Raw genomic sequence first — 7,725 nt, 5'->3', positions numbered from 1 at the left:
CGTCTGACGTGTCTGCGATTTCTGTCTCATCTTCGTTCCCTTCGGTCACTACGATGAGCTAAAAATCCTCTCTTATGCAATCCCGCTAATTTGTTCCATAGGCGCTGACGTTAGACAAATGAGACCGAAGCAGAAACTGTCCGTCACATCTTTCGTACCTATGAGAACGTAAAATCGGTTCATGCCTTAAAAAGGACTCTTGATAAGAACGGCATTGTTAGCAAGGTCCGTATTAGCAACGCTGGAAAACAAAGTGGTGGCAACCTCATTACCAGGGGCGCGCTCTACACCATCTTGCGGAACCACCTGTATATTGGCGAGATCAGCCACAACGGCAAAGTCTTCCCAGGCCAACACACCGCCATCATCGACCAGGATCTTTGGGATCACGTTCAAACGATCTTAAACAGCAACCAAGTTCGGACCCGTACCGGGGTCGGCTGTAAAAACCCCAGTCTTCTTGCCGGACTCCTTTATGATTCTGAAGGGCAGCGTCTGACACCAAGCCATGCGGTGAAGAAGACATCGTCGGGCACCAAGAGATATCGTTATTACGTCTCAAGGTCTTTAACCACCGGCACACCAACAAACAAAGGTCTGCGAATTCCCGCCAGCGACATTGAAACAATTGTACTTAACAGATTGCATCGATTTATCTCCAGCCCAGCCCTCGTTCATGATGAGATTGGGCATCTGGTCAATGACGCGCACGACCTAAAGGACCTCAGCCTGAACGCCATCGGCATCTCTAACAAACTGAAGCAAGGCAGGACGGAAGAACGGCGGGTAATACTGAGCCAAGTTCTAAAACGAACCACCCTTCAAGAGAACGAGATTGAACTTCAAGTTTCCATTACAGGGCTTGTGAATGCACTCGGCTGCAAATTGGAGTCATGCCAGGAGGAAGACTCAAAAGATGAAACCATCCGCCTCACCGAAAAAGCCAGCCTCAAAAGGTGCGGCATGGAGATGAGGCTGATCTTTGGTGAAGCCAGTGACGAAGAACGCCCAGACCTAGCATTGATAAAATTGATATCACGCAGCCACCGCCTCATCGAACAAATCACCCAATCAGAAAACCTCAGCATCTCCGACCTCGCCCGCCAAGAAAAAGTAACCCCATCCTACATATCCAGGCTGTTTCGCATCGCAACCCTAACGCCAAGCCTGACCGAAAAGATTCTGAACGGTCAGCACCCACCAGACCTCACCGCCGCAAAGCTCATGCGCTTACCGGAATTGCCTCTATCCTGGAAGGAACAAGAAACTTCCCTAAACCTTTCTTGAACAACTAAACCGCCTACATTCCAAACGCCCCCAATTCGGGGCCTTTTTCTTGGCACATAGCCCTGAACCGTACCACCAAAATGGCCTACAGAGATATTGCCCATATTTAACCAGAGAATCGCCCCAATCGAACGGTCTCCCCAAGCCAATTGATGCATACGCCTTCGTAAGCCTTTGAAGATAAAAAGCGAATTCGGCTTATTAGGAATTGTGGGGAATTTGGTCGGTTCGCAGGGGACTGGTTGGCGGAGGGAGAGGGATTCGAACCCTCGATACGGTTTCCCGCATACACGCTTTCCAAGCGTGCGCCTTCAGCCACTCGGCCACCCCTCCTTTGGCGGACAGGTGTGTCCGCATTCGGTGCCGGAACCTACCCGAGGACGCCCGTTGCTGCAACGGTTTTGCTCGCGATTAAAATGAATATTGGTTAGAGTGTAAAAAATTGTATTTTGCCACGTACTGGGCAGGGTATGATGGCGCATGGCACCTCTATTTTTCACCGGCATTGTTTTGTTAATCGTTGCCTTCGTCTCAGCTGCGGCGGAAGGCGGTGTCCGCGCGATTTATCATATGAAGGGCCTTTTTGTATCCACCCAAGAACTCTGGAGTGCCTTGTCACCAAAAACGCTGATCTTTGCCCGGCACGCAGTCGAAGATATTTATCCCGTCCTCTGGGACCCCTTTGTGCTGGCGATTTTTTCGTTCCCCGCCTGGATTGTCGCGGGCGTGCCCGGTATGGCATTGGTGATCTATTGCCGACCTGCCAGCAAAAGATCGTCGGAGCCAATTGATGAGGAGTCGCTCTATTTAATTGACGACTTGGTCCGGAATGCCCGCTTGGAGGGGTATGACGATGAAGAGGGAGATATCGGGTCTAGCTTCGAAGAAGAAAATTACGAAGAACCCGACGAAGATGAAGAATCCGATGCCGAGCACGATAAGCGCACGCAAGAAGCCTATATGGAAGAATGGGACCCGAACGATTCGTTTCCTGAGAATATGGATCGGGAGAATCCACTCAATGAACTAAGTGAAGAGATTGACCTGAACCGTTCGGCCTCGCTGGAAAAGAAGCAACCCGAATGAATATCAATCGTCGCCTGATTTAAGCGCCTCTAGGAAGGCCGACTGCGGTATTTCAACCCTGCCGAATTGGCGCATCCGTTTTTTGCCCTTCTTTTGCTTATCCAGCAGTTTCCGTTTTCGGGTGACATCGCCGCCGTAGCATTTCGCGGTCACATCCTTGCGCATGGCTGAAACCGTGGAGCGCGCAATGACCTTACCACCGATGGCTGCCTGGATGGCAATCTTGAAGAGCTGCCGGGGGATGAGGTCCTTCAGGCGATCACAAATCGCCCGGCCGCGGGTTTCAGAGTGATTCTTGTGAACAATGAAGCTGAGCGCATCGACCAATTCGGCGTTGACCAGAATTGACACCTTGGCCAAGTCAGCTTCCAAATAGCCATCCATTTCGTAATCAAAACTTGCGTACCCGCGGGAGACCGATTTTAGCCGATCATAAAAATCAATCACGACTTCGTTCAAAGGCAGGCGATAAACCAGCATCGCCCGGTTGCCAACATAGGTCAGTTCAACCTGTTCGCCGCGGCGTTCAGTGCATAATTGAAGCACCGAGCCTAAGAATTCATCGGGAACTAAGATCGTCGCTTTGATCCAGGGCTCCTCCATAGACGCGATCTTTTCTGGCGGGGGCATGTCGGCTGGATTGTGTAGTTCGATCATGCTGCCGTCGTTGAGTTGCAGGTGATAGACCACGCTAGGCGATGTTGTAATCAGATCGAGATCGAATTCCCGCTCCAATCGTTCCTGCACGATTTCAAGATGAAGCAGACCTAGGAATCCACAGCGATAGCCAAACCCGAGTGCTGCGGATGTTTCAGCCTCATAATGAAAACTCGCGTCGTTCAGATGGAGCTTTTGAAGGGAGTCGCGCAATTCCTCATATTGGCCCGCGTCCACGGGAAACAGGCCGCAAAATACGACCGGAACGGACGGCTTGAAACCTGCCAGAGGTTCCGCAGTTTCGCGTTTCTCATCGGTAATGGTATCGCCCACTTGAGTATCGGCGACGGTTTTGATGGACGCCGTAATATAGCCGACCTCACCCGGGCCGAGGACATCAACTTTTTCAGTCTTTGGGGTAAAGTATCCGACTTGGTCAACCTGATAGGTTGCATCCGACGCCATCATTTTAATTTTCATACCGCGCCGGAGTTCACCGTCGTGGACCCGAACCAAAATCATCACGCCCAAATAAGGATCATACCAACTGTCGACCAGCAAGGCCTTCAACGGGAGTTTGGCATCGCCCTCCGGCGGTGGCAGCTTGGTCACCAGCGCTTCCAGCACGTCCGCAACCCCCGCTCCGGTTTTGGCCGAAATTTCTAGCGCTTCTGACGTATCCAAGCCGATGACGTCTTCAATTTGGGTTTTTATTTGTTCTGGTTCAGAGGCAGGGAGATCGATTTTATTTAGAACCGGCACGATTTCGTGGTTGTTATCCAACGCGAGATAGACGTTTGCCAAGGTCTGCGCCTCAACACCCTGGGTCGCATCAACCACCAATAACGACCCTTCGCACGCAGCTAAAGAGCGGCTGACTTCATAAGCGAAATCCACATGGCCCGGCGTGTCCATCAAATTTAACTGATAGGTTTCACCGTCGGCAGCCTTGTAATCAAGGCGCACGGTCTGAGCCTTGATGGTGATGCCGCGCTCGCGCTCGATTTCCATGGAATCGAGCACTTGCTCTTTCATCTCGCGATCACTCAATCCACCGCAAATCTGGATCAGCCTGTCGGCCAGAGTTGATTTACCGTGATCAATATGGGCAACGATGGAAAAGTTGCGGATATGTTTAAGGTCAGTCATTTGCTGGGCTTCTATCATTGAGGAGACTGTCTCACAAGGCCGCGAGAACGGGTTATTTATGCTTCACCTTCCGCCAAGGAACATTAATAATGGCGTGAGAGGGGTGACATATGCAGAAATTTACCTGGGCAATACTTTTCACGGTTCTGAGTCTAACCGGCGCGCCTCTTCATGCTGCTGACAAAGAACCCGGCACAATCACGACCACACGCAGCGTGGTTTCTGATACATCCTTCAGTCATCCCCATGATGTGGCGTTATCGCCAGACGGCACGCGACTGTATGTGGCCGACCTCGACAACAATGCGGTTAAGGTGTTGGACCCGAATTCCCTGAAGACAATCGGTGTTATTGGCGACAAAGACTTAGACAGCCCGCACGATGTTTCCTTTGATTCCCAAGGGCGCCTGATGGTCGCCGACAGCGGCAATGACCGAATTGTCGTTTTTCAGTTATCCGGTAACACGGGGAAGAAAATAGCCACATTCGGCAAGGGCCTGACCAGCCCCGAAGGGGTGACGCCGGGACCAAATGGCTTGATTTATGCGACTGATACCGGCGGCGGAACAGTCATTGCCTATCGAAATGGTAAGCCCATCATGAAGGCGGGCGAAAATACCACGCGCAGTATTGATGAGTTCACACGTCCCCACGATATAGAAGCCCGAGCCGACGGTAAGGTCTTCGTAGTCGATTCAGGTAATGCGCGGATTAAAATTCTCGATAAGAACTTGAAATTGGAACGTATTCTCGGAGGACCGGGTTATGACTTCAACGAACCCAAATATATCGCCTTTGATGCGAGAGGCTGGCTCTGGGTTGCCGATGAATACAATAATAAGGTCAAGGTTTTCGATCACCAATACCGCCTGATTCATACCATCGGCACGGGAACCGCTGGCACGGGGGTCAATCAATTAAGGAAACCGGAAGGTGTGGATGTAAAAGGGGATCGAGTCTGGATTGCCGATACATATAATAATAGGATACTGCTGTATCGGTTAAACATTAGCCCGTGAGGTATTACAAAATTACGAGAGGAGTACCCACCCGACTTGACGACACATAGGTACGCCCCTTAAACAAGTTCCTGGTTTAATAAGAATTTATTCATCTAGAACTTTCGAGCCGGAGAGACCATGCATTTTTCTTTTTTAGTTCACGACGAACCTGGCTCGGCCGCTTTGCGGGACGTGCACAGAACCGCGCATTTGTCTTATTTGAAAAATTTTGATGATCAGACCCTCTTCGCGGGCCCTTTTACAGACGATGATGAAACGGAGGATTTGGGCAGTTTCCGAATCCTTGATCTTCCTGACCACGCGGCGGCCGTCAAACACATTGAAGACGAACCCTACGTTACAGGCGGCATACAGAAACGTTGGAGCATCCACCGCTGGAAGGGCTCAGTGCCACACAGCTGGCGCGATTGTCCGCGCACAGAGGGCAACATTCAGGCATTATTTTATGGGCTCGATCATCCGGGGGGAATGGCAAAGCGCATTAAAAACCGCGACGCGCATGAAGCCTATCTAGAGGAACATGGCAATATGGTCATGACGCGTGGCCCGCTTCTTAATGACGAGGGAACCGAATCCGTCGGCAGTATCTGGCTGCTGGACCTGCCCGACTTGGACGCTGGTCGGAAATTGTTGGAGGGTGATCCGTTCTACAAGTCAGGTATCTATAAAGACGTCATGTTCAAGCGCTGGCGCTTTGGCCGGGTGTTTGATCGTTTTAAAGAGTAGCTAAACGTCAAATCCGGTCTGGCGACAGGCGGCATCTAGGGTATTTCGCAACAGGCAAGCTATTGTCACCGGCCCGACTCCCCCTGGGACAGGGGTAATTGCCCCTGCTACCTTTACCGCCTCCGCAAAATCCACATCACCGACCAGACGGGTTTTTCCGTCGTCGGTTTCGATCCTGTTAATTCCCACGTCGATGACTGCCGCGCCCGGTTTGATCCAGTCACCTTTGATCATTTTGGGCCGACCAATGGCCGCAATTATGATATCCGCCCGTCGGCATTCTTCCGCGAGATCCTGAGTCCTGGAATGCGCGACGGTTACGGTACAATTTTCGTTCGTCAATAACGCCGCCATCGGCTTTCCGACGATACCCGAACGTCCAACGACCAGCGCCCGCTTCCCCGACAAATCGCCTAAAACGTCTTTCAACATCAGCAAACATCCAAGCGGCGTGCAGGGCGTGACAGCAGGTTCGATCCCTGCGACGCGTCGCCCCACGTTAATCACGTTAAAACCATCGACATCTTTCTCCGGGTCGATGGCGTTAATCACTGTATCGACGGAAATAGGGTCGGGCAGGGGCAGTTGGACTAAAATACCGTGAATGCCTGGGTTCGCGTTCAATTGGGCGATCAGGGCCAGCAATTCCTCTTCAGTTGTTTCCGCGAGCAGGGTGTACTGCTGGGATTCCATGCCCGCGTCACTTAAAGCCTTGTCCTTATTGCGCACATAGATAGCGCTGGCGGGGTCTTCGCCAACCAAGACGACCGCCAGCTTAGGGGTTAGTCCGTGGTTTTCCCAAAGCCCAACAACCTTTTCTGCCACAGCTTTGCGGATATTTGCGGCAAAGGCCTTTCCGTCGATGAGTCTTGCGTCAGCCATTTGGCTCCTGTTCGATACACTTTTGTATGCGGGTTAAAACTTCCGCGTCGGTGGTTTCTATAAAAACGGTTTTTCGGCGATTTTTGCTGCCTGCCCGAATGCTCATCGCCGTTTTGGGAATTCCCCATGTCTTGGCAAGTAACTTCAATAATGCAGTGTTGGCTTTTCCCTTTTCAGGGACCGCTGTCACCGATGCGTTCAGCACCTGACTACCATCAGAAGTGGTGCGCACACCGATGATCCGGTTAGCAGATGCTTTCGGCGTTAATCTGATAGTTATCTTGATCCCCCCAGCTTCTTCGCGGACAGGCATGGCTATTTACATAAACCGCAGAAGAACCCGAAATAGCATATCCTTAATAAAGATCAGGATGAAGATCAGCACCACCGGGGATAAATCCAAGCCCCCTAAGTTTGGCATAAATCGCCGAATTTTTGCTAGGGCAGGCTCAGTGGCACGATAGGTTAAATCCAACACCAAATATACGAATTTGTTCGATGAGTTGATCACATTAAACGTGACAAGCCAGCTCATGATCACAGAGATGATCACAATCCACATATAAAGGTCGATAAGGCCCAGCAAAAGCCGGAGAAGAGGTACCGCTATGACATCCATATAACAATCCGTAACTTTTATCTTAACCGGTGCTAAACCTAGCTTCCGTCCCCAGCAGACGCAAGCCCATGAACACGGCCTTGACAGTCAAGCTCCCTATCAACATTATCCCGCCACTTTGCACCCTCAATTGGTGCGGAATGTCGATTTTAATTAATGGGGCCGTAGCTCAGTTGGGAGAGCGCCACGTTCGCAACGTGGAGGTCGTCGGTTCGATCCCGATCGGCTCCACCATTTTAAAGCTAAAGTCTATTTCTGTATCGAGGGCTCTTCTGGGACAGGTCAAATTATTTGATT

Annotated in this window: 7 protein-coding genes, 2 tRNA genes and 1 pseudogene; 5 read left to right on the top strand and 5 right to left on the bottom strand. The window is 51.1% G+C overall.

Translation table 11 applies throughout. From position 1 onward, the window contains the following. Nucleotides 1-123: 123 nt before the first annotated feature. Nucleotides 124-1,287: pseudogene (locus HOM51_03345) on the top strand (hypothetical protein). A 243-nt stretch (nt 1,288-1,530) separates the two neighbouring features. Here the strand turns inward: HOM51_03345 and HOM51_03340 are convergent. After that, a tRNA-Ser gene (locus tag HOM51_03340) sits at nt 1,531-1,620 on the bottom strand. Between the two features lie 147 nt (nt 1,621-1,767). On the opposite strand from HOM51_03340, the gene HOM51_03335 reads away from it, so the two are divergent. Beyond that, on the top strand, nt 1,768-2,373 hold the full coding sequence (locus tag HOM51_03335; GenBank protein MBT5033533.1) for a hypothetical protein: 606 nt from the start codon (nt 1,768-1,770) through the stop codon (nt 2,371-2,373). A 3-nt stretch (nt 2,374-2,376) separates the two neighbouring features. Here the strand turns inward: HOM51_03335 and lepA are convergent, their stop codons facing one another. Next, nucleotides 2,377-4,179 carry an elongation factor 4 gene (lepA, locus tag HOM51_03330; protein MBT5033532.1) on the bottom strand — a complete coding sequence of 601 codons (1,803 nt, stop codon included), beginning with the start codon at nt 4,177-4,179 and terminating at the stop codon, nt 2,377-2,379. A gap of 110 nt (nt 4,180-4,289) precedes the next feature. Here lepA and HOM51_03325 point away from each other — a divergent pair, with 110 nt between their 5' ends. Together HOM51_03325 and HOM51_03320 are read left to right on the top strand one after the other, a co-directional pair. Beyond that, complete coding sequence (locus HOM51_03325; GenBank protein MBT5033531.1) at nt 4,290-5,198, top strand: hypothetical protein; 909 nt, start codon at nt 4,290-4,292, stop codon at nt 5,196-5,198. Between the two features lie 120 nt (nt 5,199-5,318). Continuing rightward, nucleotides 5,319-5,927: a hypothetical protein gene (locus HOM51_03320; protein MBT5033530.1), complete on the top strand. Its 609-nt coding sequence runs from the start codon at nt 5,319-5,321 to the stop codon at nt 5,925-5,927. Here the strand turns inward: HOM51_03320 and folD are convergent, their stop codons facing one another. The 3 genes from folD to HOM51_03305 are packed head-to-tail and all read right to left on the bottom strand — an operon-like array spanning nt 5,928 to nt 7,428. After that, entirely contained in the window at nt 5,928-6,809 is an 882-nt protein-coding gene (folD, locus tag HOM51_03315; GenBank protein MBT5033529.1) for a bifunctional methylenetetrahydrofolate dehydrogenase/methenyltetrahydrofolate cyclohydrolase FolD, read from the bottom strand. Further along, complete coding sequence (locus tag HOM51_03310) at nt 6,802-7,122, bottom strand: DUF167 domain-containing protein (protein ID MBT5033528.1); 321 nt, start codon at nt 7,120-7,122, stop codon at nt 6,802-6,804. Before HOM51_03310 ends, folD begins: the two co-directional genes overlap by 8 nt. Before the next feature lie 6 nt (nt 7,123-7,128). Further along, nucleotides 7,129-7,428, bottom strand: a complete 300-nt coding sequence (locus HOM51_03305) for a YggT family protein (GenBank protein MBT5033527.1) — start codon at nt 7,426-7,428, stop codon at nt 7,129-7,131. Nucleotides 7,429-7,586: 158 nt separating this feature from the next. Here HOM51_03305 and HOM51_03300 point away from each other — a divergent pair. Further along, a tRNA-Ala gene (locus HOM51_03300) sits at nt 7,587-7,662 on the top strand. Nucleotides 7,663-7,725 lie beyond the last annotated feature (63 nt).

The organism is Rhodospirillaceae bacterium (assembly GCA_018660465.1).
Lineage (GTDB): Bacteria > Pseudomonadota > Alphaproteobacteria > Rhodospirillales > JABJKH01 > JABJKH01.
This window is presented reverse-complemented; position numbering and strand designations above follow the sequence as displayed.

What these genes read in the sequence shown, in the direction of transcription:
- HOM51_03335 (MBT5033533.1), top strand. Translation starts at nt 1,768, where the DNA reads ATGGCACCTCTATTTTTCACCGGCATTGTTTTGTTAATCGTTGCCTTC.
- lepA (MBT5033532.1), bottom strand. Translation starts at nt 4,179, where the DNA reads ATGACTGACCTTAAACATATCCGCAACTTTTCCATCGTTGCCCATATT.
- HOM51_03325 (MBT5033531.1), top strand. Translation starts at nt 4,290, where the DNA reads ATGCAGAAATTTACCTGGGCAATACTTTTCACGGTTCTGAGTCTAACC.
- HOM51_03320 (MBT5033530.1), top strand. Translation starts at nt 5,319, where the DNA reads ATGCATTTTTCTTTTTTAGTTCACGACGAACCTGGCTCGGCCGCTTTG.
- folD (MBT5033529.1), bottom strand. Translation starts at nt 6,809, where the DNA reads ATGGCTGACGCAAGACTCATCGACGGAAAGGCCTTTGCCGCAAATATC.
- HOM51_03310 (MBT5033528.1), bottom strand. Translation starts at nt 7,122, where the DNA reads ATGCCTGTCCGCGAAGAAGCTGGGGGGATCAAGATAACTATCAGATTA.
- HOM51_03305 (MBT5033527.1), bottom strand. Translation starts at nt 7,428, where the DNA reads ATGGATGTCATAGCGGTACCTCTTCTCCGGCTTTTGCTGGGCCTTATC.